The 26,221-nt window shown below is 61.3% G+C and carries 22 protein-coding genes and 1 other annotated feature; of the genes, 10 read left to right on the top strand and 12 right to left on the bottom strand.

What is annotated here, in order from left to right; all coding sequences use genetic code 11:
* Positions 1 to 27: 27 nt before the first annotated feature.
* Positions 28 to 1,473 carry a mannitol dehydrogenase family protein gene (locus ACTHLA_RS00615; RefSeq protein WP_440184091.1) on the bottom strand — a complete coding sequence of 482 codons (1,446 nt, stop codon included), beginning with the start codon at positions 1,471 to 1,473 and terminating at the stop codon, positions 28 to 30.
* Positions 1,470 to 2,990 carry a UxaA family hydrolase gene (locus ACTHLA_RS00610; RefSeq protein ID WP_440184088.1) on the bottom strand — a complete coding sequence of 507 codons (1,521 nt, stop codon included), beginning with the start codon at positions 2,988 to 2,990 and terminating at the stop codon, positions 1,470 to 1,472. The genes ACTHLA_RS00615 and ACTHLA_RS00610 overlap by 4 nt, the downstream gene beginning before the upstream one ends.
* Before the next feature lie 227 nt (positions 2,991 to 3,217).
* Here ACTHLA_RS00610 and ACTHLA_RS00605 point away from each other — a divergent pair, with 227 nt between their 5' ends.
* From ACTHLA_RS00605 to ACTHLA_RS00585, 5 genes are all read left to right on the top strand, one after another.
* Positions 3,218 to 4,339, top strand: a complete 1,122-nt coding sequence (locus ACTHLA_RS00605; RefSeq protein WP_440184085.1) for a LacI family DNA-binding transcriptional regulator — start codon at positions 3,218 to 3,220, stop codon at positions 4,337 to 4,339.
* A 157-nt stretch (positions 4,340 to 4,496) separates the two neighbouring features.
* Positions 4,497 to 5,924, top strand: coding sequence for a glucuronate isomerase (gene uxaC, locus ACTHLA_RS00600; protein ID WP_440184083.1), 1,428 nt, complete (start codon positions 4,497 to 4,499; stop codon positions 5,922 to 5,924).
* 120 nt (positions 5,925 to 6,044) lie between these two features.
* The gene (gene kduI, locus ACTHLA_RS00595) at positions 6,045 to 6,908 is read left to right on the top strand and encodes a 5-dehydro-4-deoxy-D-glucuronate isomerase (protein WP_440184080.1); all 864 of its coding nucleotides are present in this window, start codon (positions 6,045 to 6,047) and stop codon (positions 6,906 to 6,908) included.
* 29 nt (positions 6,909 to 6,937) lie between these two features.
* Complete coding sequence (gene kduD / locus ACTHLA_RS00590) at positions 6,938 to 7,693, top strand: 2-dehydro-3-deoxy-D-gluconate 5-dehydrogenase KduD (protein WP_440184077.1); 756 nt, start codon at positions 6,938 to 6,940, stop codon at positions 7,691 to 7,693.
* A gap of 590 nt (positions 7,694 to 8,283) precedes the next feature.
* Complete coding sequence (locus tag ACTHLA_RS00585; protein ID WP_440184074.1) at positions 8,284 to 11,226, top strand: TonB-dependent receptor; 2,943 nt, start codon at positions 8,284 to 8,286, stop codon at positions 11,224 to 11,226.
* Between the two features lie 113 nt (positions 11,227 to 11,339).
* On the opposite strand, the gene cyoD is transcribed toward ACTHLA_RS00585, so the two are convergent.
* From cyoD to cyoA, 4 genes are read right to left on the bottom strand one after another with little or no spacing between them, the layout of a single operon-like run.
* A complete protein-coding gene (gene cyoD / locus ACTHLA_RS00580) occupies positions 11,340 to 11,711 on the bottom strand; it encodes a cytochrome o ubiquinol oxidase subunit IV (RefSeq protein WP_440184071.1) in 372 nt (123 codons plus the stop codon).
* Complete coding sequence (gene cyoC / locus ACTHLA_RS00575) at positions 11,711 to 12,340, bottom strand: cytochrome o ubiquinol oxidase subunit III (RefSeq protein WP_440184068.1); 630 nt, start codon at positions 12,338 to 12,340, stop codon at positions 11,711 to 11,713. Before cyoC ends, cyoD begins: the two co-directional genes overlap by 1 nt.
* Positions 12,341 to 12,343: 3 nt before the next feature.
* Positions 12,344 to 14,338 (bottom strand): cytochrome o ubiquinol oxidase subunit I, encoded by a 1,995-nt coding sequence (gene cyoB, locus ACTHLA_RS00570; protein ID WP_440184066.1) that lies wholly within the window; start codon positions 14,336 to 14,338, stop codon positions 12,344 to 12,346.
* Positions 14,339 to 14,343: 5 nt separating this feature from the next.
* Positions 14,344 to 15,303, bottom strand: a complete 960-nt coding sequence (cyoA, locus tag ACTHLA_RS00565) for a ubiquinol oxidase subunit II (protein WP_440184063.1) — start codon at positions 15,301 to 15,303, stop codon at positions 14,344 to 14,346.
* A 575-nt stretch (positions 15,304 to 15,878) separates the two neighbouring features.
* Between cyoA and ACTHLA_RS00560 the strand changes: the two genes are divergently transcribed.
* Both ACTHLA_RS00560 and ACTHLA_RS00555 read left to right on the top strand, forming a co-directional pair.
* A complete protein-coding gene (locus ACTHLA_RS00560; RefSeq protein ID WP_440184060.1) occupies positions 15,879 to 16,334 on the top strand; it encodes a hypothetical protein in 456 nt (151 codons plus the stop codon).
* A gap of 173 nt (positions 16,335 to 16,507) precedes the next feature.
* On the top strand, positions 16,508 to 18,244 hold the full coding sequence (locus tag ACTHLA_RS00555; protein WP_440184058.1) for an SLC13 family permease: 1,737 nt from the start codon (positions 16,508 to 16,510) through the stop codon (positions 18,242 to 18,244).
* A 34-nt stretch (positions 18,245 to 18,278) separates the two neighbouring features.
* Here ACTHLA_RS00555 and ACTHLA_RS00550 read toward each other — a convergent pair whose 3' ends face one another.
* The 6 genes from ACTHLA_RS00550 to ACTHLA_RS00525 form a co-directional block, all read right to left on the bottom strand.
* The gene (locus ACTHLA_RS00550; protein ID WP_440184056.1) at positions 18,279 to 18,806 is read right to left on the bottom strand and encodes a low affinity iron permease family protein; all 528 of its coding nucleotides are present in this window, start codon (positions 18,804 to 18,806) and stop codon (positions 18,279 to 18,281) included.
* 133 nt (positions 18,807 to 18,939) lie between these two features.
* The gene (locus ACTHLA_RS00545; RefSeq protein WP_440184054.1) at positions 18,940 to 20,421 is read right to left on the bottom strand and encodes a SulP family inorganic anion transporter; all 1,482 of its coding nucleotides are present in this window, start codon (positions 20,419 to 20,421) and stop codon (positions 18,940 to 18,942) included.
* Positions 20,422 to 20,495: 74 nt separating this feature from the next.
* Positions 20,496 to 20,550: a sequence feature (sul1 is cis-regulatory element that is thought to sense ions involved in sulfur or methionine metabolism; They are found in Alphaproteobacteria), on the bottom strand.
* Between the two features lie 298 nt (positions 20,551 to 20,848).
* Positions 20,849 to 21,025: an Arc family DNA-binding protein gene (locus ACTHLA_RS00540; protein ID WP_440184052.1), complete on the bottom strand. Its 177-nt coding sequence runs from the start codon at positions 21,023 to 21,025 to the stop codon at positions 20,849 to 20,851.
* 3 nt (positions 21,026 to 21,028) lie between these two features.
* A complete protein-coding gene (locus tag ACTHLA_RS00535) occupies positions 21,029 to 21,898 on the bottom strand; it encodes an SPFH domain-containing protein (protein WP_440184049.1) in 870 nt (289 codons plus the stop codon).
* A gap of 11 nt (positions 21,899 to 21,909) precedes the next feature.
* A complete protein-coding gene (locus tag ACTHLA_RS00530) occupies positions 21,910 to 22,104 on the bottom strand; it encodes a hypothetical protein (RefSeq protein ID WP_440184046.1) in 195 nt (64 codons plus the stop codon).
* Between the two features lie 80 nt (positions 22,105 to 22,184).
* Positions 22,185 to 23,099, bottom strand: a complete 915-nt coding sequence (locus ACTHLA_RS00525; protein WP_440184044.1) for a LysR family transcriptional regulator — start codon at positions 23,097 to 23,099, stop codon at positions 22,185 to 22,187.
* An 87-nt stretch (positions 23,100 to 23,186) separates the two neighbouring features.
* On the opposite strand from ACTHLA_RS00525, the gene ACTHLA_RS00520 reads away from it, so the two are divergent.
* From ACTHLA_RS00520 to ACTHLA_RS00510, 3 genes are all read left to right on the top strand, one after another.
* Entirely contained in the window at positions 23,187 to 24,050 is an 864-nt protein-coding gene (locus ACTHLA_RS00520) for a pirin family protein (RefSeq protein ID WP_440184041.1), read from the top strand.
* 47 nt (positions 24,051 to 24,097) lie between these two features.
* Positions 24,098 to 24,697: an NAD(P)H:quinone oxidoreductase gene (gene wrbA, locus ACTHLA_RS00515; RefSeq protein WP_440184039.1), complete on the top strand. Its 600-nt coding sequence runs from the start codon at positions 24,098 to 24,100 to the stop codon at positions 24,695 to 24,697.
* 153 nt (positions 24,698 to 24,850) lie between these two features.
* The coding region (locus ACTHLA_RS00510) for a glycoside hydrolase family 3 protein (protein WP_440184037.1) at positions 24,851 to 26,221 on the top strand (1,371 nt) is incomplete at its 3' end.

The following is a 26,221-nucleotide window of genomic DNA, read 5'->3' as shown; positions in this document are numbered from 1 at the left end:
TTTCTGCGCCGCCAAAGACGGCGCGGCTTACGCCGTCGCCGCCTCCGCGTTGAATGTCAGGCATTGATCATAGGCCGCTTCCAGCCCGGCGCGGAACGTGGCGGACGCCACGAGGCTGGCGGGGAACACCTCGCCCAGGGTCAGGAATTTCGTCACATCCCCGGCGCTGTCGTCACAGGTGCGGGCAATATCGCTGAGCTTGCCCGCCAAGGGGTCGGTGATCGCCTCATTGCGGCGCGTCTTGCCGATGACAAAGCGCATCCACGCCGCCAGCGGCAGGCAGAACCGGCTGATGTCGCGACCTTGCGCCAAGGCTTCGGACAGCGAGGCCAGGATGCGGATCGGCAGCTTCTGCGACCCATCCCAGGCGATCTGCGACAACAGATGGCGGATGGCCGGATTGCGAAAACGCTTGAGGATGGCTTCGCAATAGCCGGGCAGGTCCATCCCGGCCGGCGCCTCAAGCAGCGGCGCGATGTCCTCCAGCATCAGGGTGCGCACGAACCCGGCCAGTTCAGCGTCCTGCATGGCGTCGTAAACCGTCTCATACCCTTTGAGCGATCCGATATAGGCCAGGCTTGAGTGCGGCCCGTTGAGCAGTCGCAGTTTGGCGCGCTCGAAGGCCGGCACATTATCCGTCAAGGTCACGCCGACGCCGGCCCAATCGGGGCCGCCTTCGCAAGCGTGCGCTTCGATGACCCACTGCGTGAAGGCTTCGCGTTGGATTGGCCAATTGTCGTCAAGCCCCGTCGCCTCGCTCACCCGTGTCCGCAAGGCGTCGTCCGTCGCCGGAGTGATCGAGTCCACCATGGTGCAAGGACAGGTCAGATGCGCCGCGATCCAGTCGGCCAGCATCGCATCCTGTTTCGCCGCCAGAGCGACCACCGCCGCCTTCAGACGCTTGCCGTTATCCGGCAGATTGTCACACGGAATGAGGGTGAACGGCGTCTGGCCGTTCTGTTTGCGGCGGCGCAAACCCTCGACCACATAGCCGACAAAGCTTTTCGGCGCCTGCGGATGGGCGAGATCGTGCGCGATGTCGGGGTGGGAAAAATCGAGCGTGAAATCGGCCGCCAGGCAATAACCCTTTTCGGTTACGGTCGAGGTGACCACGCGCACATCGGGCCGCGTCAGGCGCTCGAACACCGCCTCGCGGTCTTCCGGCGCCACCAGAACCTCGCGCAAGGCCCCGATCACGCGGTAGCTGATCTCTTCGTCCAATACGGCCAGCGTATAGAGCCCGTCCTGGGAGATAAGCGCATCGCGCACCCCTGACGAGTGCAACGACACGCCGCAAATGCCCCAACGCGCATCCTTGGCCAGAAGCGCGTCGACATAGGCCGCCTGGTGCGCGCGGAAAAACGCCCCCGGTCCGAAATGCACGATCCCGACCTCGACAGCAGCCGGATCATAGGCCGGCCCAGTCACGGCGGCGGACAGAGACGACAGGGCGGAAAGGTTCAGTTGCGTCACAGGGTGACTCCGTTCTTCCAGATGGCGATTTCACGCTCATCATTGATTTCATTGCGTGTCGGCGCGCCATTGGCGACGCTGAGGATGGTGGTCATTAGCGCATCGGCGGCGCCTTCGATACCCTGATCGAGGGCGATCCCGGCGTCAAAGTCGATCCAGTGCGGCTTATGCGCCGCCAAGGCCGAGTTCGAGGCGATCTTGAGCGTCGGCGCCGGAAAGCCCAGCGGCGTGCCGCGTCCCGTCGTGAACAGCACAATCACCGCCCCCGCCGCCGTCAACGCCGTCGAAGACACCGCGTCATTACCCGGCGCTTCGAGTAGGCTCAGTCCTGCCTCACGCACGCGCTCGCCGTAACGCAGCACGCCGTTGAGGGGGCTTGTGCCACCTTTTTGCACGGCGCCGAGCGACTTTTCCTCCAGGGTGGTGATGCCGCCCGCCTTATTGCCTGGGGATGGATTTTCAGACACCGGCTGCTTGTGGTCGAGAAAATAGCTCTTGAAGTCGTTGACCACCGCAACAACGCCCTCGAAGGTGTCGCGATCCTTCGCGCGCGCCATCAGCAGACGTTCCGCGCCGAAAATTTCGGGAATTTCGCTCAAAATCGCCTTGCCGCCCGCAAAGGCGACCTTGTCGGCAATGCGCCCGACCACCGGATTGGCGGTCAGGCCTGAAAAGGCGTCCGATCCGCCGCATTTGACGCCGATCACCAGATCCGACACGTCGCACGTCTCGCGTTTGTCATTTTCAATGGCCGCGACCAGCTTTTCCAGCGCCGCCATGCCCGCCTCAAGCTCGTCATCGACCGATTGCGCGGCGAAATAGGCCAGTCGTTCCTGCGGTCTGTCTATGCCCTTGATCAGTTCGGATAACTGGTTATTTTCGCAGCCCAGACCGACGATCAGCACCGCCCCGGCGTTCGGATGCGACGCCAGGGCCGCCAGTACGTCACGGGTATGCGACAGATCGTCCCCCAGTTGCGAACAGCCAAGCGGATGGGTCAGGGCATGCACGCCGTCCACGCGGCCCTTAAAACGCGCATCGGCCTCTTTCGCCAGTCTCTGCGCCGTGCGCGCCACGCAACCGACCGTGCAGATAATCCAGATTTCATTGCGAATGCCGACCGCGCCGCCGGAACGCCCCCAGTCGCGACGATAGCCCTGAAACGTCCCCTGGGCGCCTTCGCCATGCGCAGGCGCTACGGGCGCGTAGCGATAATCCTCAACCCCCTCCAGAGCGGTCTTCAGATTATGCGTATGCACATGCTCGCCGGGCTGGATATCGGCGCTGGCGGTCCCAATGCGGAAGCCATATTTGTTGACCGCCTCGCCAGACCTGATCGGGATCACCGCGAATTTATGCCCTTTGGGCACATTATTAAGCAGGACCAGGTCGAAGCCGCCCACGCGCACCGTCTGCCCGCTTTGCAAATCCTCCAAAGCGACCGCGACCTGATCGGCGGCGGCTACGCGCACGGCCAGATGGCCGCCTGCGCGGGAATCAACGGAGATAGCAGACATATTACGCACCCTGTCAGGTCAAAACTGAACACTTGCGCCGACGCCGGACGCCAGCTATGGTAACCGGTGTCATAAATCCAATCGCCCCCGTCTGGCAAGCCGTCTTTTTATCAGCGGGCGCAAATCGGCGTGACAAGATATCAACATAGGTTACATAGGGCTATGCGCCTGACGCAAAAGCCAGTGAAGCCAACGGCCAATAAAGCCAACGGGATGAAAGACGCCTAATGAAGGGACACCGCCCCTTGCGGACCATCGCCGCGCCCTTGCGCTCCGCCGCGGATCCGGGCGCGCCCACCCTCAGCGACGCCGCCTTCGCCGAATTTGAACAACGCCGCAAACGCGCCACCATCAATGATGTCGCGCGGTTGGCCAAGGTGTCGAAAAAAACCGTCTCGCGCGTCATTAACGATTCGCCCAATGTGCGCGATGACACGCGCGAGCGCGTCAACGCCGTGATAGAGCGCGTCAAGTTCAAACCCACGCCGCAAGCGCGCAGCCTGGCCTTCCGCAAATCGTTTATCGTCTCGATGATCTACGATAACCCCAATGCGCAATATATCGTCACCATGCAGGCCAGCGTGCTGGAGCGTCTGCGCGGCACGGGCATCGAACTGGTCGTCCACCCCTGCGATCGCAAGAGCCCGGACTTCCTGCAAGGCCTGCGCGACTTCATCGAGGTTCAGCGCCCGCTCGGGGCCATCATTCTGCCGCCCCTGTCGGAAAACGCCGAACTTCTGTCGCTGATGGAGGAATATGAGACGCCGTTTGTGCGCATCACCGCACGCCCCGGCGATCCTGGCACGTCGCTGGCCGAAGGGCATCAGGTCGTCTCAAAAGATCGCCCAAGCTGCCGCGCCGCCGCCGAACATCTGATTGCGCTTGGCCATAAGCGCATCGGCTTCATTTCCGGTCCGGCGGGCTATGCGTCGACCGTGGAGCGCAAGGCGGGCTTTTTTGAAGGCCTGAAGGCTGCGGGCATCGAGCTTCCCGGCGCCTACAGGCTTGAAGGCGCCTATACGTTCGATTCCGGTTATCAGGCCGCGTGTCAGTTGCTGGCTCTGCCGGAACGCCCGACCGCCATCTTCGCCTCCAATGACGAAATGGCCACTGGCGTCTATCGCGCCGCGCTGGAGCGCGGCCTCAAGATTCCCGGCGATCTCAGCCTGATTGGCTTTGACGACAGCCCGATCGCCTCGTGGATTTCCCCGCCCCTGACCACAGTGCGTATGGCCATATCCGATATGGGCCGCTCCGCCGCCGATTGCCTGTTAAGCGATGAGGATGAGCGTCTGGTCGAACTGGAGTCCAGCCTGATCGTGCGCGGATCGACCGCCGCTCCCGCCTGATCTTCGCGCCATAAACCGCCACCGGAGTTTTTCTCGACAGCCTCTTGTCAAAAGATGTGACACCGGTTACCTAGGGCGAAGGAAACGTAGCTTCAAAGCGTGTGGAACACACGCGTCGGCGTCCCGGTTTTAGCGTTCATCTATCAGGTACTGCATCATGGCCAAGCCCCTCCTCGTTCACGAGGACCGCCTGTTTTCATCCGATCCGTCGCAGCGCGGGATCGCGCGCGAGCTTTACGCGCTGGTGAAGGATTATCCGATCCTGTCGCCGCATGGCCATACCGATCCACAGTGGTTCGCCGACAATAACAACTTCGGCAATGCGACCGAGCTGTTCCTTGCGCCCGACCATTACATCTACCGGATGCTCTATTCGCAGGGCGTTGCGATGGAGGATGTCGGCGTCGGCGGGCGCGCAGGTCCATCCAGCGCCGATCCGCGCGCCGCGTGGCGCATCTTCGCGGCCAACCAGCACCTGTTTCGCGGCACGCCGACCGCGATGTGGATGTCCTACGTTTTCAATAAAATCATGGGCTTTGAGGTGCAGCTTGGCGAGGACACCGCCGATCTTTACTTCGACCGCATTGGCGAACTTCTGGCGTCTGACGCCTACAAGCCGCGCGCCCTGTTCGAGCGGTTCAATATCGAACTGCTGGCCACGACCGAAGGCCCGACCGACACGCTGGAGCATCACGCGAAAATCAGGGCGTCGGGCTGGCCAAATGGAACTTTCAAAGGCCGCGTCGTCACCGCCTACCGTCCCGATCCGGTCATCGACCCGGAGCACGAGGACTTCCACGCCAAGCTCGATCTGTTCGCTGACCTGACCGGCGAGGACGTGCGCGACTGGAGCGGCTACCTGGCCGCGCACCGCAAGCGTCGCGACGTTTTCATGACCATGGGGGCGACCTCAACCGACCACGGCCACCCGACGGCGCGCACCGCCAATCTGTCGCGCGCCGAAGCCGAAAGCCTGTTCAAGCGTGTGCTGCGAGCGGACGTGACGCCGGAGGACGCCGAACTGTTCCGCGCCCAGATGCTGACCGAAATGGCGCGCATGTCGCTCGATGACGGCCTCACCATGCAAATCCACCCTGGCGCCTGGCGCAACCATAACAAGGCTGTCTTCGACGCCTTCGGTCGCGATAAGGGCTGCGATATTCCGATGCAGACCGGCTATGTCGAGGAACTGAAGCCGCTGCTCGACGCCTTCGGCAATGAGAAAAACCTGACCGTCATCCTGTTCACCCTGGACGAGACCGCCTATGCGCGCGAACTGGCGCCGCTGGCCGGGCACTATCCGATCCTCAAACTTGGCCCGTCCTGGTGGTTCCACGACAGCCCCGAAGGCATGACGCGCTTCCGCGAACAGGTCACCGAGACGGCGGGCTTTTACAACACGGTCGGCTTCAATGACGATACGCGCGCCTTTTTGTCGATACCAGCGCGCCACGACGTCGCGCGCCGCATCGACGCCAACTTTCTCGCCCGACTGGTGGCCGAGCATCGTCTCGAACTCGACGAGGCCGCCGAGGTGATCAAGGATCTGACCTATAACCTGCCCAAGGCGGCCTACAAATTGTAGGCTGTCAAAAAATATTGACCGCAAAGGCCTTTCCTTTGTCAGTCGCATTGCTCTAAAGAGATTGAAACTGAGCCATTTTGATTAAAGGGCTCACGCTCGCTGACGGAGATATTTCGCGCCATGTGCCAGACCTCGCTTTACAAGAAGACCTACCACGCCACCCATCCCGACATGATGCAGAATGTCAGCAACCAGGATTTGCGCGACAAATATCTGGTCGGCGGCCTGTTCGAGCCCGACGCGGTCGTTTTGAACTACACCCATTTCGAGCGTTTCGTCATCGGCGGCGCCGCTCCTGTCAAGGGTACGCTCAAGCTGCCGGACCAGACCGAACCGGCCTCGGCGGCGGGCCATCCGTTTCTGGAACGCCGCGAACTGGGCGTGATCAATGTCGGCGCAGGCGCCGGCAAGGTGACCGTCGATGGCGAGGTCTATGATCTGGCGCAGAAGGACGGCCTCTATATCCCGATGGGGACGAAGGAGGTTTTGTTCGCCTCCGACGACGCGGCCAATCCGGCCCTGTTCTATATCACCTCGACGCCCGCCCACGCGGCTTACGAGACGGTCAAGATCTCGATCGACAAGGCCGTACCTCTGGAGCGCGGCTCGCTGGAGCAGTCCAATCAGCGCGTTATCTACCAATATATCGTGCCCTCGACGGCCAAGTCCTGCCAGTTGTTGCTGGGCCTGACCATTTTGGCCCCCGGCTCGGTGTGGAACACCATGCCGCCGCACCTGCACGACCGCCGCTCGGAGATCTATTTCTATTTCGGCCTCGGCGAGAATGATCGCGTCTTCCATTTCATGGGCGAACCCGATCAGGCTCGCCATATCGTCATGCAGAATAACGAAGCCGTCTGTTCGCCCCCCTGGTCGATCCATATGGGCTGCGGCACCTCCAACTACGCCTTTATCTGGGCGATGGGCGGCGAGAATCTCGACTATACCGACATGAACGTGCTGGACATCTGCCAACTGGCCTGATCGCGCGGATAAGAAAAAGGGACATCTTCATGGCTATTTCTTTCGATCTTTCGGGCAAGGTCGCCCTCGTCACCGGCGCCAATACCGGCCTCGGTCAGGGCATCGCTCTGGCTCTGGCCGAAGCGGGCGCCGATATCGCCGCCGCGGGTATCGTTCCCGCTGAGGAGACCGGCGAGAAGGTCCGCGCGCTGGGCCGTCGCTTCCTCAACATCGAGGCCAATCTGATCACCATCGAACCGGTCGAGCGCATCGTGAAAGAGACGCTCGACGGCCTCGGCGGGCTCGACATCCTTGTCAACAACGCCGGTCTGATCCGTCGTCAGGACGCGGTCGATTTCTCCGAAAAGGACTGGGACGACGTGATGAACGTCAACATCAAGTCCGCCTTCTTCATGTCGCAGGCCGCAGGCCGTCACTTCATCGAACAGGGCTCCGGCAAGATCATCAACATCGCCTCCATGCTGTCCTTCCAGGGCGGCATCCGCGTGCCATCCTACACCGCCTCGAAGTCCGGCATTGCGGGCATTACGCGCCTTCTGGCCAATGAATGGGCGAACAAGGGCGTCAATATCAACGCCATCGCCCCCGGCTATATGGCCACCGACAACACCGCCCAGATCCGCGCCGACGAGGCGCGCGAAAAGGCCATCCTCGACCGCATTCCCGCCGGTCGCTGGGGAACCCCCGCCGATCTGGGCGGAACCGCCGTCTTCCTCGCCTCTACAGCGTCCGACTACGTCAACGGCGCCGTCATCCCCGTAGATGGAGGCTGGCTGGCCCGATAAGCCTCCCGCGCTACTGTGCGAATCAAAACCCTTCGGGCCTTTGCCCGAAGGGTTTTTTTGCGTCGTCCGCGTCCGTTTTCGCACCGCCCCGTCCATTCGACGGATTTTTTTGCTTACGGACCTGCGCGTCTTTCATTGCCACGGCGATGCTTTTTCAGCCTGCACATCTTGCCGTCAAGAATTGGTCCAACCAGTTGGCAAGCAAAAACCGACCTGTTTTCTGTTTTCGATCTGACCTGAAACCTTGAGGCCGTCGCTCAAGCGGCCCCATCACATCGGCCAGGCAAGTAAAAGTGTTATTTTTTAAATAAAGTGTGCCTTTAATGTAAATAAACTTAAATTTACTCGCGCTTCTAAAATTTTTGCTTGATGTCACCGGTGTCTTTTTTCGCGATTCCGGGGTTGAACTTCCGACATTTCTATGTCCTATTTATGAAAATCCGGGTCTTGTTCTGTCTTTAGAGTATTGACACCGGTGTCAAACAATGGCCGTCGTAAGCGCTTTGCGGGCTCTTGCGGCTTTATAAGCAACCGGGTTCCGCCTTCAGGAAGATCGGCGTCATTGGCAAAGATAACAGGGAGTAGAAAACATGAACCGCGATTCCGTTTACGCCATAGGTGCGTCCAAATTCCACCGCCGCCTGCTGCTGGGCGCCTCATTAGGCGCGATTTTATGCGTGACCTCCGGCGCCGCACTGGCGCAGGATAAGGCCGCTCAAGCCACGACATCGCCCGCCGCCAATGACGACTCCACGCTCGTCATCGTCACCGGCTTCCGCGGCTCGCTGCAATCGGCCCTGTCGGCCAAGCGGCGCGACGACGGCATTGTCGATGTGATCAAGTCCGAAGACATCGCGCAATTCCCCGACAACAACCTCGCCGAAGCCCTGCAACGCATTCCGGGCGTCGCCATCGACCGCGACGGCGGCGAAGGCCGCACCATCACGGTGCGCGGCTTAGGCCCCGATTTCACCCGCGTGCGCCTGAACGGCATGGAAGCGCTGGCCACGTCCGGCGGCAAGGATTCGTCAGGCGGCGCCAATCGCGGCCGCGGCTTTGACTTCAACGTCTTCGCCGCCGAACTGTTCCAGTCGGTGACGGTGCGTAAGGCGCCTGAAGCATCCACTGAGGAAGGCAGCCTCGGGGCCACGGTCGATCTGCAAGCCCCGCACCCCTTCGATTACAAGGGTTTCGCCATGGCCGCCTCGCTGGAGGAGGGCTATAACACCTTGTCCAAAAATTCCAGTCCGCGCGGCTCCTTCCTGATCTCGAACCGCTGGGATGACGGCAAGCTGGGCTGGCTGTTCTCGGTGTCGTCCTCGACCAAGACCCAGTATGAGGAAGGTCCGTCCACGACACGCTGGGAAAACGGCGCCTATAACGCCCAGACCTCCGCGCACCGCTTCGCCGGCTACTCGACTGATGGCGGCGCGACCTTTATCGACATTCCGCAACCCAAGCAGAAATCGACCGCTGACAAGGATCTATCCGACCTGTCCGGCGAAGCCTTGGCCGTCACCTCGGCCCTCCACCCGCGCATTCCGCGCTATGGCCGCCTGACCTATGACCAGAAACGCCTTGGCATGACGACCTCGTTCCAGATGAAGCCGAACCCCGGCACGTTGATCACCATTGACGGCCTCTATTCCGACTTCCAGGCCAATCGCGACGAGCAGTATCTGGAAGCTATTTCCTTCAGCCGCTCCGGCGCGGGCCTGCCCAACACCTATGTCTATGATTACACGATCAACGACATGGGCGACATGATCAAGGGCAGCTTCAACAATGTCGATATCCGCACCGAAAACCGCCACGACGAACTGCGCACCCAGTTCGCTGAACTGGCCACGACCTGGGATCAGGAAATCGGCGACCATCTGAAGCTCAAAGGCTATGTGGGAGCGTCGCGTTCGGTGCAGAACAATCCGGTGCAGACCACCCTGTCCTTCGACGCCTATGACGTGCAGGGCTATTCCTACGACTTCACCAATCAGAATGCGCCTGCCTTTACCTACGGCAAAAGCAATGGCTGCGACGTCAATCAGGCCTGCTACTGGTCGATGTCGGATTCGACCGCGCAGGGCGACGCCTCACTGGTGCGCCAGCGTCCGAACCAGACGCGCAACAACTTCCACACCGCCTCCTTCAGCGGCGTTTATGACTTCTTCAACGGCTTAAAATTGCAGGCGGGCGTCCAGACCAAGACCTACGACTTCCACACCCGCGAAGCGCGCAGCATGGATTCCAAGGAGGCCCTGACCAGCGACGCCGCCGCCGCCATGATCAGCGGCAATATCGACGCCTATTCGCAGTCGATCAGCGCGTTCGGCACGACCTGGCTGATGCCGGATCTGGGTAAGATCGACAATGCGATCCATTTCACCTGCAACTGTGTGAATGGCTACGGCGACTTCCGCCTCCTGGAGGACTCGGCCAAGGCTGCGCCCTTCAACCAGTCGGCGCGCGAAAAGGACAATTCGGCCTTCGTACAGGTCGATTTCAAGCACGATCTGTTCGGCATTCCGTTCCGCGGCAATGTCGGCGTGCGCCAGGTCGAAACCAATCAGCGGGTGACTGGCATCGACGTCAATAAGGCCGGCACGGAATTCACGCCGGTCAGCGTCAGCCGCTCCTATAAGGACACCCTGCCCTCTTTGAACGTCACCGCAGAGCCGATCGACAACCTCCTGGTGCGCTTCGCCGCCTCCAAGGTGATGGCGCGTCCGACCATGCAGTCGCTGGTGCCGAACGCGACACTGGACCTGACCGCCTCGACGCCAACCTATTCGGGCGGCAACCCATACCTCAACCCAATCCGCGCCACCGATTACGATTTCAACGTCGAATGGTATCCGAACAAGGACGCTCTGATCTCGGCGGGCTTCTTCTACAAGGACATTACCTCCTACATCCAGACCCTGAGCTATACCTCGACGCTCGATGCGCTGGGCCTCGATCCCAGCCAGTATGACGGCTTCGACGGCGGCACTTCGGTGACGGTGAAAAACCCGGTCAACACGCCGGGCGGCATATTACGCGGCTGGGAGTTCAACATGCAGGACACGTTCAGCTTCCTGCCCGCGCCTTTCGACAAGTTCGGCGGCATCTTCAACTACACCCATGTAGACTCGCAGATCAGCTATTACACCTCGGCCTCATCCACCAAGGGCGTGATCAAGGACAACCTTCTGGGCATGTCGCCGAACTCGTGGAACGCCACGCTCTATTATGAGAACAGCGTCTTCTCCGCCCGCATCAGCGCTTCGCACCGCGACGACTATCTGCAAAAGCTCATGCCTGGGTCTGGCGCCGCCTTCCAGGGCAAGAAGGGTCTGACCGACTTTGACGCCCAGGCCAGCTACAAGATCAACAAGCATCTGCAGATCACGCTGAAGGCGATCAACCTGACCAATAACGCCAACGACTCGTTCGACTATTACAACACCGACTTCGGCAATACCGATCCTGCGGCCATACTTGAGTACCTCAAGTCCGGCACGCAGTACTACCTGGGGGCGCGCTACAAGTTCTGAGCCGCCTTCATTCCCCGTGACTTGACGCCGCCCCTCAAAAGGCGGCGTCTTTTTTATATGAAAAAGGCGGCCCCATCAGGAGCCGCCTCTTTTAATTTCAATGTCGCAGACCCTTAGCCGATATTGGTCGGCATCATGCCCGGCATCATGTTGGCGTTCATATGGTACATGACCCAGAGCGTGCCAAGGATGAGAATGCCCAGAATCACCAGGGTGAAGAAGAAGGCCAGATTGTTCCAACCCTGCGTCGAGGAGGTGTTCATGTGCAGGAAATAGATCAGATGCACGATGATCTGCACGACGCCGATGACGACGATGACCGGAATCAGCGTTGACGCGGGCATGGCGTGCGTCATGACCAGGGCGAACGGAATGGCCGTCAGCACGACCGAGACAACAAAGCCGAACAGATAGGAACCGACCGTGCCGTGGGCGGCGCCGCTTTCGTCATGCCCGTGGTGATTGTCGTGGTGATTGTCGCTCATTAGGCAACTCCCATCAGATAGACGACCGTAAATACGCCGATCCAGATGATGTCGAGGAAGTGCCAGAACAGGCTCAGCTCCATCAGACGGATGCGGTTGGCGGCAGTCAGGCCGCGGCGCTTTAAGTGCGCCAGCATGGTGATCAGCCAGATCATGCCACAGGTGACGTGCAGGCCGTGCGTGCCGACCAGGGTGAAAAAGGAGGACAGGAAGGCGGAGCGATCGGGGCCCGCGCCTTCATGGATCAGCTTGGCGAACTCGTTGACTTCCATGCCGAGGAAGCCGAGACCGCACAGGCCGGTCAGGATCAGCCAGGTGAAGACCGACTTCAGCTTGTTCGCCTCCATCGCGATCATGGCCAGACCGTAGGTCAGGGACGAGACCAGCAGCAGAGCAGTTTCGACCGCCACATAGGGCAGCTCGAAAATCTCTTTGCCCGTCGGGCCGCCTGCGGTCGAATTGCGCAAGACCGCAAAGGTGGCGAACACTGAGGCGAACAGAATGCAGTCCGTCATCAGGTAGATCCAGAAGCCCAGGGTCACCTTGGGGGCTTCGTCGTGATGCTCATGGTGATGCTCACCATGCGCCTGTGTTTCGAGGCTTTCGCCGAGAGTCGCGGGATGGCTCATAGATCAGGCCTCCACCTTGAGACGTTGCAGATGCGCGCCTTCGATTTGCGCCACCTCTTCAGACGGCACGTAGTAGTCGCGGTTTTCGTTGAAGCTGTGGGCGATGCCAAGGCCGATCATGACCAGCAGAGCGCCGCCCGCCATCCACCAGATGTGCCAGGTTAGCCCGAAGCCCAGCCCCGCCGACACCACGCCGATCAGGAAGCCCGTCGGGGTGTTGTGCGGCATATGGATCGGGGCGTAATGCGCAGGCGCCTTATGCGCCTCGCCCTTGACCTTCATGGTCCACCAGGCGTCGCGGCCCGTAACCGGCGGCAGTTCGGCGAAGTTGTAGAAGGGCGGCGGCGATGAGGTCGCCCATTCCAGCGTGCGCCCGCCCCAAGGATCGCCGGTGACGTCCTTGAGCTTGTCGCGCTGGATGACCGACACGACGATCTGCGCGATCGTGGACAGGATGCCGACGAAGATGATCAGCGCGCCGGCGGCGGCCACGATCAGATAGATGTGCCAGACCGGATTGTTCATATAGTCAAGGCGGCGCGTCATGCCCATCAGGCCCAAAGCATAGAGCGGCATGAAGGCGATGTAGAAGCCGACGACCCAGCAGAAGACCGACACCTTGCCCAGACCTTCGTGCAGTTTGAAGCCGAAGGCCTTGGGGAACCAGTAGTTCATGCCGGCCATGACCGCGAACACCACGCCGCCGATGATGACGTTATGGAAGTGGGCGATCAGGAAGACCGAATTGTGCAGCACGAAGTCCGCGCCCGGCACCGCCAGCAGAACGCCGGTCATGCCGCCGATGGCGAAGGTGATGATGAAGGCCAGGGTCCACAGGATCGGTATCTCCAGGCGCACGCGCCCACGATAGAGGGTGAACAGCCAGTTGAAGATCTTCACGCCTGTCGGGATCGAGATGATCATGGTCGTGATGCCGAAGAAGGCGTTGACGTCCGCGCCCGAACCCATGGTGAAGAAGTGGTGCAGCCACACCATGAAGGACAGGATGGTGATGCAGACCGTCGCATAGACCATCGACTTGTGACCGAACAGGGGCTTGGACGAGAAGGTCGCGACGACTTCGGAGAAGATGCCGAAACAGGGCAGGACAAGGATGTACACTTCCGGGTGGCCCCACGCCCAGATAAGGTTGATGTACATCATGGCGTTGCCGCCGCCGTCATTGGTGAAGAAGTGCGTGCCGATGTAACGGTCCGCGCCCAGCAGAGCCAGCGTCACCGTCAGGATCGGGAAGGCCGCGCAGATCAGCGCGTTGGCGCACAGGGTCGTCCAGGTGAAGATCGGCATGTCCATCATCTTCATGCCCGGGGCCCGCATCTTGAAGATGGTGGTGATCAGGTTCACCCCGGACAAAAGCGTGCCCAGACCCGAAATCTGCAGCGCCCAGATGTAATAGTCCTGTCCGACGCCCGGTGAATAGGCCAGCTCCGACAGGGGCGGATAGGCCAGCCAGCCGGTATGGGCGAATTCGCCGATGACCAGCGAGACGTTGACGAGAATAGCGCCCGACGCCGTCAGCCAGAAGCTCATCGAGTTCAGGTACGGAAACGCGACGTCGCGCGCGCCGATCTGCAATGGCATGACAATGTTCATCAAACCGATGATGAACGGCATGGCCATGAAGAAGATCATGATGACGCCGTGCGCCGAGAAGATCTGGTCGAAGTGCGACGGCGGCAGATAGCCGTGACCGCCCGCAGACGCCAGCGCCTGCTGGCCGCGCATCATCAGCGCGTCCGCGAAGCCGCGCAGCAGCATGATCAGGGCCAGGATGATGTACATCACCCCGATGCGCTTATGGTCGACCGAGGTCAGCCACTCTTTCCAGAGATAGGGCCACGCCTTGAAATAGGTGGTCAGGCCCAGGACCAGGACCGCCGCGCCGACCATGCCGCCGCCAGCGACCATGATGATCGGCTCGTGCCACGGCACCGAGTCGATCGTCAGCTTACCAAAGATGAGATGTTGCAGATCCATGTGACTTAGCTCCGGCGCGCTTGCGGCTTGAGGGCGGCTTCGGTCGATGCGACCCTATCGCCTGGCTTGCACTGGGCGCCCTGCGCCATCGTACCCATATTGGCGTCCATGCAGACGCCGCCGTCAGCGCACTTGTTGAGAATATCATGATAAAGGTTCGGCGCCACCGAACCATAATAGGCGACCGGCAGCTTATCCGTCGGTTGCTCAAGAACCTTGTACGCCGATGCATCCAGCGCCGGGGCTTTTTTGGCGTTGGCGACCCAGGCGGCGAAGTCGGCGTCGCTCATGGCTTTAGCGGTGAACTTCATGCCAGCGAAGCCGGGACCGGAATAGTTGGCCGAAATGCCATCGTAAGCTCCCGGCTTGTCGGCAATCAACGACAACTGCGTCTGCATGCCGCTCATGGTGTAGATCTGCGTGCCGAGCTGCGGCACGAAGAACGAATTCATCACCGTCGCCGAGGTCAGCTTGAAATGCACGGGCGTGCCTGTCGGCATGGCCAGTTCATTGACCGAAGCCACGCCGTAGTCGGGATAGATGAACAGCCACTTCCAGTCCATCGACACCACTTCGACCTCGACCGGCTTGGCCTTGTTGGCGGTGGTCAGGGGCTTATATGGATCGAGCTGGTGCGTCGAAATCCAGGTGATCGTGGCCAGGCCCAGAATAATCAGGCAGGGAATCGCCCAGACCACGGCTTCGATGCGCGTCGAATGTTCCCAGTCGGGCGCATAGGTCGCCTTCTTGTTCGAAGCGCGGTAGCGCCAGCCAAACCAGATCGTCATCAGAATGACCGGAATCACAACCAGCAACATCAGCGCGGTCGATAAGATAATCAGGTCTTTTTCCTGCGCGCCGATCGGTCCCATCGGGTCCATCAGCGCCATCTTACAGCCTGACAGACTCATCGCCGCCAGCGCAGCAAGGCCGACGCCGACGCTTTTTATGTTGCGTTGCAGCATGTTTTTTCGTGGAGCTTCTTTTATTGTCTGGCGGCTTGCAGTCGCCGACAAAGATGATGGTTTTTGCTTACGCACTATAGAACCTCGCGTCACACACAAAAGTCTCGGCAAATCAGATCGCCAATCCTTAGAATATGCGCAACTCCGCGACAAAGCACGGAAAGTAACGAAATGTGACTCGCGCCTGCGATTACGTGACGCGAACCTCCCAAAACAGCAGCGGCCTCTAATCCGTTTTCGCGAATACTAAATGCATTCATAGAACAGAATTAACCGCGGGCGCGCCTGAACGGCGCGGGCGGTTAAAAAATGCAGAGTCCGACCTGCGGCTAAAGCGCCTTTAATGACAATTCATACCCGATGGCAAGGGACAGATTGTCGCACATGCGAAATTAATTTTCGCACATGCGTAAAAAAGCGCCGTTATCTTGCCGCTTTTTTACTTTGCAGACGCGATAAAAAATTGCGTTATCCCTCTTGCGCTCCGCAAAATAAGCGATAACTTGAGACTTATTGACGCATGTGACAAAAAGCAGCGTTACGCGTTGAGGCCATTTTGACCGTGGAGTAAAAACATGACCAAGCGTACAGCCGTTCGCACCTACCCGCACACCTACGAATTCAGCGTCGGATTCAAGGCGCTGCTGGTTGTCGGCGCCCTGGCCCTGATCGCGCTGGGGATTTGGGGCACGGCGGAATCTTATCTGAATGGCCGCACCGTTATGGCGCAGTTCGCAGGCTGCGCGTTCAGCATCATTCCCTTCATCGGCGCTCTGATCGTCGTGCCCGCCCTGTGGCGCTGCAAGCTGGTGCTGTACAAGCAACACCTTGAGTATCACGGCCTGCTGATCGACCGCACCATCCGCAAGCAGGAAATTCAGAACGCCCTGCGCCCCGAACCGCGCTTTGGCATGTTCTCCGTCATCCTGCGCGTCTATGGCCAGCCGTTCAACAAGCTGCACATCGCTGTGCTGGGCCGCGCCGACGACGCGCTGAATCGCTGGATGAAAAACGTCCCGACGCAGGGATAGGCATACAATGATAGCCGGGGCCAAACCTTTTGGCCGCGCGAAAGAAAAGACGGGCGTCTTTGGACGTCCGTCTTTTCTTTCGCATCCCCACACAATTGTGATTCCAGCTTGATTTGCATGAAGAGTCGCTACGTGACGACCTGAACGCGATATTATTCGCGACGGGAGCCCTTATGACGTTCGGTCTACCTCCCCCTCTCGTCAGCGCCTTGATTCTGGTCGCGGCGCTTGGGCTTTTCATCTCTGGGCGTCTACGCCACGATCTGATCGCTCTGATCACGCTCTTTGCATGCCTGGCGACCGGGCTGGTCCGACCATCGGACGCTCTGAAAGGTTTTTCCGATCCTGCGGTTATTGCTGTCGCCTCGGTTCTGGTGGTCGGACGCGCCCTGGAGCTGAGCGGTCTGGCCGCCCGCCTGGCGCGTCTGGCCCTGCCGCGCGACGGCGCCTTCAGCGTGCAACTGGCGATCCTGATGCTGATCGGCGCCGTCCTGTCCGCCTTTGTCAACAACATCGCAGCGCTCGTTATCTGCATGCCGCTGGCGACAGAGCTGGCGCGCAACCAGAAGCGCTCCGCAGGCGCCGTGCTGATGCCCCTGTCTTTCGCCACCATACTGGGCGGCATGACGACGCTAATCGGCACGCCCGCCAACATGATTTTGTCCTCGGTGCGCCAGGAAACTTTAGGAAAGGGTTTTGGCTTCTTCGCCATGACGACGCCGGGCGTCGCCGTCTGCGCCGCCGGGCTGGTTTATCTGGCGCTCATAGGCTGGCGATTGCTGCCGCAGCGTCGGGGCGGCAGGAGCGAGCGAAAGCCCTGGCGGGTGGCCGAACTGCAACTGACAGAAGCAGTGATCCTCTCGCGCGCCGCAGTCTCACGCGCCCTGCGCAAGACCACCACCCGCCTGCTGGCGCTCATACGACGCGATCACGCCATCGCCTGGCCTGAAGATGACCGTCTGAAGCGCGCCGACAAGCTTCTTGTGCTGACACGCGCACGACCGCAGGAGGCGGCGCAGGCCCTGCCATGCGCCGTCATCGCGCCGACGCCCGATCCGGAGGATGTCACCGCACGCATGGTGGTCAGCCATGGTTCGGGTCTGGTCGGTGGCTTTTACGACGCCATCGACCAGCGCGGCGGCGGCTCGGTGCGCCTGACAGGCATGGGGCCGCGTCGCGCATTACAGAGGCAGTCCTTATCCAGCCTGACCTTCCAGACCGGCGACCAGCTCTTTCTCAGCGGCGCGCCTGAAGACATCGCCGCCTTCGCCGCGCGCGAGCGTCTTCTGGAAATCGACCGCAGCGACCCCGCCCCTATGCAGTGGCGCTCGGCCGTCGCCACACTCGGCGTCTTCGTCGCCGCCGTCATCGCTGTGGTCGCGTTTCGCGCGCCCCCCGCGTTGAGCTTTCTGGCGGCCGCCGCCGCCATGAGCGCGCTGCGCCTGATATCGCCACGCGAAATCTACAAAAGCATTGACTGGAGCATTATCGTCCTCTTGGCGGCGATGATTCCCGTCGGCGCCAGTTTTGAGGCCAGCGGCGCAGCGCGGCTCGTCGCCCAGACCGCGGCCCAGGCTTTGACGGGCGCTCCGCTTGTCGTCGTGCTGATGGCCGTCTGCGCCATGACCCTGCTGTTATCCATCATGCTCAATAATGTCGCCACGGCGCTGATCATGGGGCCTCTGGCCATTCAACTCGCCGAACTTTTGCGCGTCGCGCCTGACGCCATTCTCTTTGCTGTTCTGATCGGCGCCTCATCCGATTTTCTGACCCCCATCGGGCATCAGAACAACCTTTTGGTCATGGGGCCAGGCGGTTATCGCTTCAGCGACTATGCGCGCGCCGGCGCCGGTCTGTCGTTGATCGTCATTGTCGTTTCGGCCGTCGTTCTGGCGGCGCTCTACCGCTAGGGTTTGCTCAGCGCTAACTGCGCCTTACTCAAGCTCAAGCTGTTGCGCGCGTGGTCTTCGCCGGACGCGATTTTGACGATGCGCGCTGATTCCGCGTTTTGGCTTGAGATCTGGCGGAAACCGCAAGCTTTTCGTTCTCGCCTTTCAGGTCTTCAGGCTTCAGCTTGCGACCGGCCTTTTGCGCCAGCTCCAGATAGCGCATCCGCAGCGCTTCCAGATCGTCCTCACACATATCGTCCATATCGATCAACCGCGTCTCCGCGCCTTCAACGGCGCGGATCAGTTCGTCCAGCTTGAGCTGGATCATCTTGCCGTCGCGATTTTGCGAATTCTGGATCAGGAACACCATCAAGAAGGTGACGATGGTGGTGCCTGTGTTGATCACCAGTTGCCAGGTGTCGGAATAACGGAAAATCGGCCCCGAAACCAGCCAGACCACAATGACCCCCGCCGCCAGTCCGAAGGCGATCGGGCTGCCGGTCCAGACCGAGGTGATGCGGGCGAACTCGGTAAACCCCAGTTTCTGAGCCTTGGCTTGCGGGGCGTTTTTGTGTTTTGTCATGACCTTGCGCGTCCTTAACCGAAAGTCCGCGCCGCTTTCGGGACGGACCTGACCGGTCAGATAAGGCCGTCCAGAAGCGAAGCGAAATGCGAAACCATGGCCCTTTTCATAAGCGCGGCATGATGGGCGTATTTCAGTGGCCAGCGCTCTCAGGCAAATGCGTCTTGTCATGCTGACCGACGCGCGCCACCAGGCCGCGACAGGCCTCGCTCATGCCGATGACATGCACCTGCGCGCCGCTCTTGCGGTAGCGGAAGACGACCGAGTCCACCGCCGCAACCGCCGTCAGATCCCAGATGCGCGCCTCGCTGAGGTCGATCTCGACCTCGGCAGGGTGACCGTGGAACTCGAAACTGGCCTTGAGGAAATCGGACGAGACGAAGAACAACTGGCCACGCACCACATAATGCCGTCGGCGCTCATCGCCGGTGTCGATGCGCTGCACAGACAGGAGCCGCGCCACCTTGCCCGCGAAGAACAGCGCCGACAGGATGACACCCGCAATGACGCCTTTCGACAGATCGTGGGTGGCGACAACGGTCACCGTGGTGACCAGCATGACGACACTGGACGACACAGGCGTCGTTTTCAGCCGCAGGATCGAGCCCCAGTCGAACGTGCCGACCGAGACCATGATCATCACCGCGGTCAGCGCCGCCATCGGGATGATCGCCACCCATTTTTGCAGCACGAGCAGAAGGATCAGCAGAAACAGCCCCGCCCAGAAGGTCGAGAGCCGCCCGCGCCCGCCGGAAGTGACATTGATCATGGTCTGGCCAATCATGGCGCAACCCGCCATGCCACCGAACAGGGCGGCGAGGATATTGGCGATCCCCTGTCCGCGCGCCTCGCGGTCCTTGTTCGACGGCGTGTCGGTGACGTCATCGACCAGATTGGCGGTCAGCAGCGTCTCCAGCAGACCAACGCAGGCCAGGGTCGCCGAGATCGGCCCGATAATGACGAGCGTCTCAAGCGTCAGCGGCACATGCGGCAGATGCAGGCTCGGCAGAGCGGTCGGCAGCCGCCCCATATCGCCGACCGTATGCACCTTCAGCCCCATGAGCTGGGTGATGATCGTGATGACGATAATCGCCACCAGCGGCGACGGCACGGCCTTAGTCAGACGCGGCAGCAGATAGATGATGGCCAGCGCCGCGATAATCAACGCATAGGTGACGTAAGGCACATGAATAAGCTGCGGCATTTGCGCCAGAAAAATCAATATCGCCAGTGAGTTGACAAAGCCCGTCATGACGGATCGCGACACGAACCGGATCAGTTTCGCAAGCCCCAGCGCGCCGATCAGAATCTGAAGCAATCCGGTCAGGATCGAGGCCGCGAACAGGTAATCGAGGCCATGCGCCTTGACCAGCCCGGTCATAAGCAGAGTCATCGAACCGGTGGCCGCGGAGATCATCGCCGGACGCCCGCCCGTAATCGCGATGGTGATGGCGATCACGACCGAGGCGTACAGCCCGACCGCCGGATCGACCCCGGCGATGATGGAAAAGGCGATGGCTTCGGGGATCAGGGCCAGGGCCACCAGCGTGCCGGACAAAAGATCGGCGCGCGGTTGGCCCAGCCAGTCGCGTTTCAACGCGGCTACAGATAGCATGAATTATCCTTGAGCGAAAAGAGGCCGGATCGACGCAGGCGCAACAGCTCTGCAGACGTCGAAACCAGAAGGTACGTGATCCGGGGGATCGGCGCCCGGAATAGCCACCCGCGCGAATGCGGGTCCAGATTTCAACGGCAACCTATCGCATGCGCGAAAAAATTGTGCAAATGCAAATAGACCGCGATTGTTTCACACCGGATACAATCGCGGCGCAATTCGACTCAAATCAATATTTACTCTCGGCCCCGGCCTGTTGGCGGAGCGTTTACGCAACAGGGGGTGCAACCCCTGTTCAGCCTGGTTCAACTCCAGGGCAGGCCTCCATTTCTTCGCTCACGCCGATGCGCTGCGCGCCGGCTCCGCGGGGGCGGCGAAGGGTCGCCGACGCCCGTTTGGGCGCTGGGGACCGCGGTTCCTGCTTAAGTCAGTCCGCGTCGCCGGGCTTCGTCAGCCGCACGCCGCGTTTCGCCAGCGCCTCGCGCAACAGCATTTCAAGCTGGGCGTTGGTCGAGCGCAATTCCGAAGCGGCCAGACGCTCGACCGCCTTCAGCACCTCCGGCGGCAGGCGCAAGGGATAGGCTTTTTTGCCGGGCGACGCCACGGCTTAACCGTAGAGCGTGCCGGTATTGACGACCGGCTGGGCCTCGCGGTCGGCGCACAAGACGACCAGCAGGTTGGACACCATGGCCGCCTTGCGCTCCTCATCCAGCCGCACCACGCCGCGCGCCGACAACTGCTCCAGCGCCTGCTCGACCATGCCGACCGCGCCCGCCACGATCTTCTGACGCGCCGCGATCACGGCTTCGGCCTGCTGGCGCTTGAGCATGGAACCGGCGATTTCCGGCGCATAGGCCAGGTGCATCAGGTGCGCCTCATCGACCGTCACACCCGCGACATCGACGCGCGCCTGCAAATCGGCCTTCAGTCTCTGGCCGACAATCTCGGCGTCGTCACGCAAGGTCGGCTGACCGTCATCGCCGTGGTCGTAGGCATATTGACGCGCCGTTTCGCGCAGGGCCGTCTCGATCTGGATGGTGACGAAGGCTGCATAGTCATCGACATCGAACAGGGCCTGGGCCGAATCCGAGATGCGCCAGACGATATTGGCCGCGATCTCAATCGGATTGCCGCGCTGATCATTGACCTTGAGCGCTTCGCTGGTGACGTTGCGCACGCGCAAGGACACTTTTTTGCGCCCGTACCAGAACGGCACCCAGCGCAGGCCCGTCGTGCGGTCGCTGCCCTTGTAATTGCCGAACACGATCAGCGCCATCGACTGGTTGGGCTGCACCGTGTAAAAGCCCGGCAGGATGAAAAAGGCCACCAGGGCCAGAGGAAAGGCCAGAAACGGCTGACGTAAAATCCCCAGGACGACCGCCGCGGCGAACAGACCCAGAAGGATAAGCAGGAACAGGCCGCCGCTCTGACCCGCGCCCGGCGTCTCACGTGTGCTGTTGATGGTGCGATCTGTCATGTCAGCCTCCTTTAAACATCCTGTTCTTTGACGTTATAGCCCTTACCCAGCATTTTCGGCCTGAGGCTGAGAATGCGGTGCATCTTCTGCTTACGCAGCAGGAAATTTTCCACCACCATGCCGCTGGCGTCGTGGGATGAAGCGTAGTGCAAAATCTCCCATCCCTGCGCCACCAGATCACTCAGGGGTTTTTGGTTGTCATCCATGACACCCTCCTTACCTATATCAAAGTGATATCACTTTTGCCGCAGCTCAACAAGAGATTTCGGCGCGCCGGGAGACCGGCTCAGTCCTGATGACCTGCGCCCTCGACCTGCATAGCAAAGCGCTCGATCAGCCAGTTCGCAGCGGGGCCGGGCGGCGTATCGGTGCGCCATATGGCGTTGAACTCATAATGGGCGTCCTTCCAGTCGGGCAGGTCCAGCCGCACCAGCCGTCCGGCGTCAAGATCGCCGCGCACCATGAATTCCGGCATGGCGCCCCAGCCGATCCCGGCCAGCAGCAGGGCGTGTTTGGAGCCAAGGTCCGCCAGCCGCCAGCTTTTCATGCCGATCACGCCGAAATCGCGGCCCTCGGTCAGGGGCGAACGGTCGGTCAGCACGAGCTGCACATGCTGGCGCGCCTCGCCCGGCGCATGCCGTCCTGTTCGCGCCAGCGGGTGAAACGGCGCGGCCACCGGGATCAGCCGCACCATGCCCAGATGGCGGCGGTCCAGCCCCTCAACATTGAGATCGAGCGGCCCGGACACTCCGATCACCGCCGCCTTTTCCAGCACATGCTGGGTGATGCCGCCCAGCGCTTCGACATGCAGGCGCAGGGGAATGGCCGGAAAGGCGGTCTGGAACGCCTGCAAGGCATCGACAAGCCGTGCGGTCGGCAACATGACATCGACCGCCACCGACACCTCGGCCTCCAGCCCCTGTTTCAGGCTGCGCACCCGCGCGCGTAAGACATCGACGCCATGGCCGATCAGCCGCGCCTCGGCCAGGACGGCGCGCCCCGCATCGGTCAGTTGCGGCTTGCGCGTGCCGACACGCTCGAAAAGCGTCACACCCAAGAGAAACTCCAACTGGTCGATGGCGTAACTTATAGCGGATGTCGCCCGTCCGAGGCGGCGCGCCGCGGCGGCGAAACTGCCCGTTTCATAGACACACAGAAGCACCTGCAACTGGTCGAGGGTTGGCGCGCCGACATCTGACATATCGAAATTCCTGAAATTTTTGTTCGATATTATACGGATTTTATGAAAACGCCAGCACGCCTATAAGACGGGTTAAGGAGACACACCATGTCCACTTTGACCGAAACAAAAGCCCGCACGATCCAATCGACGCATCAGGCGTTTCATACGCTCGAAGGCGACGGTTTCGAGGTCGCGCGCGCCATCCCGTCGAACGCCTATGAGGCGATCGGCCCCTTCATCTTTCTCGACCAGTTCGGCCCGATCGAGGTCGCTCCGGGTGAGGCCAAAGGCGCTTCGGCGCACCCGCATGCGGGCATAGAGACCCTGACCCTGCTGCTCGAAGGCCGCTCGGTGCATAAGGACAGCCTCGGCAATGAAAGCGTCATGCAACCCGGCGAGGTGCAATGGATGCGCGCCGGTCGCGGCATTATTCATGACGAGGGCCCGGATGCGCAGATGCGCCGCACCGGCGGGCGCAATCACGGCGTCCAGCTCTGGCTCAACCTGCCAAAAGGCCACAAGCACGATGCGCCGATCTATCGCCACATCAAGGCTGAGGAGATTCCGCACCTGCAAGGCGACAAGGCGTTTGCGCGCCTGGTGGCCGGTCGCTCCGGCGAAGCGCAAGGCCCGCTGACCAGTTTCGGACATCCGTTCGTCGCCCATGTCTCGCTGCAATCCGGCGGGCATATTGAGATTAAGGCCGACGCCGCCGAATTGGCCCTTTATGTCATGACGGGTAGCGTCGCCATCCATGGCCAGAACGTACAAAACGGCTGGCTGGCGCGGCTGACGCCGGGCGATGCGGTTGCGCTCGACGCCGATGCGCCCACGGAGGCGCTTGTGATCGGCGGCGATCCGCTCGATGCGCCGATTCTGCGCCACGGCCCGTTCGTCATGAACACGATCAGCGAGCTGGAACAGGCGGTGCGCGACTATTCGGCGGGCCGCATGGGCCGCATCCTCTGAATTTTCTCATCTTCCTCCCCTCCCCCTAACGCCAAAGGATTACGACAATGGCCAAGGTTCTTGTTCTTTATTATTCCTCCTACGGTCACATCGAAGCGATGGCCAAGGCCGTCGCCGAGGGCGCGCGCGAAGCCGGCGCCACGGTGGACATCAAGCGCGTGCCCGAAACCGCGCCGCTTGAGGTCGCAAAAGCCGCGCATTTCAAGCTCGATCAGGAAGCGCCCATCGCGACCGTGGCCGACCTTGAAAACTACGACGCCATCATTGTCGGCGTCGGCACGCGCTTCGGCCGTTTGGCCTCGCAGATGGCGGCCTTCTGGGATCAGGCGGGCGGCCTGTGGGCGCGCGGCGCGCTGCATGGCAAGGTCGGCGGGGCCTTCACCTCGACCGCGACCCAGCACGGCGGTCAGGAAACCACCCTGTTCTCGATCATCACCTCGCTGCTGCATTTCGGCATGACGGTGGTCGGCCTCGACTACGGCCATGCGGGCCAGATGACGCTGGATGAGATCACCGGCGGCTCCCCTTACGGCGCTTCGACCATTACCGGCGGCGACGGCTCGCGCATGCCCAGCGAAAACGAACTGACCGGCGCCCGCTATCAGGGCCGCAAGATCGCCGAAACGGCCATCAAGCTGCACGGTTAAACGCCCCTTATCCCGCTGCACGAAAAGCCGCCGCCCTCATATGAGGGTGGCGGCTTTACGCTTTTTACAGCCCGCGCCTGCAACCAAATCTCTTCCCTTGGAAGCGCTTTCGGCCTAATCTGCCCCCAATCATAAAAACAGCGAGGAAATCTCATGAAAGCGTCCCTTCTTCTGGCGACAGCGGCCCTGGCCCTGATCGCGGGCGGCGTTCAAGCCCAAACGAGTCAGGCTCCGACCGGCCAGCCCTGGATGGACAAGACCAGATCCGCCGAGGATCGCGCCAAGGCCGCCGTTGCGGCCATGACCGAGGACGAAAAGCTCTCGCTCATCATGGGCTATACCGACCCCAAGAGCCTGGCCAAGCAGTCCGACGCCGATGTCTCGCCCGCGTTGAAGGCCGATGTCGCCGCCCACGCCATTGACGGGGCCGCCGGCTATGTGCCGGGCGTGCCGCGCCTTGGCATACCGTCGCAGTGGCAGACCGACGCCTCGATCGGCGTGCGCGTCGAAGGCATGGAGCGCACCGCCCTGCCCTCGTCGCTCGCCACCGCCGCCTCGTTCGACCCGTCCGTGCCCTATGCGGGCGGTGTGATGATCGCACATGAGGCCAGATTGTCGGGCTTCAACACCTTTCTGGCGGGCGGGGCCAATCTGGCGCGCGAGCCGCGCAACGGGCGCAATTTCGAATATGTCGGCGAAGATCCGTGGCTGGCGGGCCAGATGGCCGGTTCGTTGATCGAGGGCATCCAATCGACCCACATGGTCTCGACCATGAAACACTTCGCCATCAACGATCAGGAAAGCCAGCGCACCACGGTTGACGCCACCATCTCGCCCGAAGCGGCGCGCCAGTCCGATCTTCTGGCCTTCGAATTCGTCTATGAAAAGGGCCATCCCGGCTCGGTCATGTGCTCCTACAATCTGGTCAACGGGCGCTGGGCCTGCGAAAACGAATATCTGCAAAACAAGGTCTTAAAGCACGACTGGGGCTTCAAGGGCTATGTCATGTCCGACTGGGGCGCAGTGCATTCGACCGTCGATGCGGTCAATGGCGGCCTCGATCAGATGACCGGCTGGCCGTGCTGCGGCGACAAGGTTCCCTATTATAATGCGCCGCGCATCGAGGCCGCGCTCAAGGCGGGTGAGATCACGCAAGAGCGCATCGACGACATGGCGACGCGCGTCCTGTGGCCCCTGTTCAAGTACGGCGTCATCGACGATCCGGTCAAGGCCGGTCCGATCGACTTCAGGGCCGATGCGCAAGTGTCGCTCAACGCCGCCGACCAGTCGCTGACCCTTTTGAAGAACGACGGCGGCCTCCTGCCGCTGGCCGGGGTGAAAACCCTGGCCGTGATCGGCGGCCACGCCGACAAGGGCGTCTTGTCCGGCGGCGGCTCGTCGGGCGTGCATCCGGTCGGCGGCAGCGCCCTGCCGGTGGAAAAAGGCTGGCCCGGCTCGGCGATCTGGATGGCGTCCGCGCCGCTGGCCGCGCTGAAATCCGAACTGCCCAAGGCGAAGATCAGT

This window comes from Asticcacaulis sp. (genome assembly GCF_051956075.1).
Lineage (GTDB): Bacteria > Pseudomonadota > Alphaproteobacteria > Caulobacterales > Caulobacteraceae > Asticcacaulis.
The sequence above is the reverse complement of the archived record's forward strand: the minus strand, read 5'-3'. Positions and strand labels throughout refer to the sequence as shown.